Source organism: Streptomyces sp. NPDC025638 (assembly GCF_055558775.1).
Genome location: NZ_JBVHLX010000077.1, coordinates 1 through 1,152 on the forward strand (window position 1 = coordinate 1; position 1,152 = coordinate 1,152).

The 1,152-nt window shown below is 72.0% G+C and carries 1 protein-coding gene; it reads left to right on the forward strand.

The features are described from left to right. The coding region (locus tag ACZ4EG_RS46650; protein ID WP_467795067.1) for an acetyl-CoA carboxylase biotin carboxylase subunit at window positions 1–1,152 on the forward strand (1,152 nt) is incomplete at both ends.

Here is a 1,152-nt window from a genome sequence, read left to right on the forward strand (position 1 = left end):
ACGCCGCCCGTGAGTCCGGCGCGGACGCCATCCATCCCGGATACGGCTTCCTCTCCGAGAACGCCGAGTTCGCGCAGGCGGTCCTGGACGCGGGTCTGATCTGGATCGGCCCGCCGCCGCAGGCCATCCGTGATCTGGGTGACAAGGTGGCGGCCCGTCATATCGCGCAGCGCGCCGGTGCCCCGCTCGTGGCCGGCACGCCGGACCCGGTGGGCGGCGCGGAGGAGGTCGTGGCCTTCGCCGAGGAGCACGGCCTGCCGATCGCGATCAAGGCCGCGTTCGGCGGCGGTGGCCGTGGTCTGAAGGTCGCCCGGACCCTGGAAGAGGTGCCGGAGCTGTACGAGTCGGCGGTGCGCGAGGCGGTCGCCGCCTTCGGCCGCGGCGAGTGCTTCGTGGAGCGCTACCTGGACAAGCCCCGGCACGTGGAGACCCAGTGCCTGGCCGACCGGCACGGCAACGTGGTCGTCGTCTCGACCCGTGACTGCTCGCTGCAGCGCCGCCACCAGAAGCTGGTCGAGGAGGCCCCGGCGCCGTTCCTGTCCACGGCGCAGGTCGCCGAGCTGTACTCGGCCTCGAAGGCCATCTTGAAGGAGGCCGGCTACGTCGGCGCCGGCACGGTGGAGTTCCTGGTCGGCAACGACGGCACGATCTCCTTCCTGGAGGTCAACACCCGTCTGCAGGTCGAACACCCGGTCACCGAGGAGGTCACCGGCATCGACCTGGTCCGTGAGATGTTCCGCATCGCGGACGGCGAGGCGCTGGGCTACGACGACCCGCCGCTGCGCGGGCATTCCTTCGAGTTCCGTATCAACGGCGAGGACCCGGGCCGCAACTTCCTGCCGGCGCCCGGCACGGTCACCCGCTTCGACACGCCGTCGGGTCCGGGTGTCCGTCTGGACGCGGGCGTGGAGTCCGGCTCGGTGATCGGCCCGGCCTGGGACTCGCTGCTCGCCAAGCTGATCGTCACCGGCCGCACCCGCCGGGAGGCCCTGCAGCGGGCCTCCCGCGCCCTGGAGGAGTTCCAGGTCGAGGGCATGGCCACGGCGATCCCGTTCCACCGCGCGGTGGTCAGGGACCCGGCGTTCGCGCCCGAGCTGGACGGCTCCCCGGAGCCGTTCAAGGTCCACACCCGCTGGATCGAGACCGAGTTCG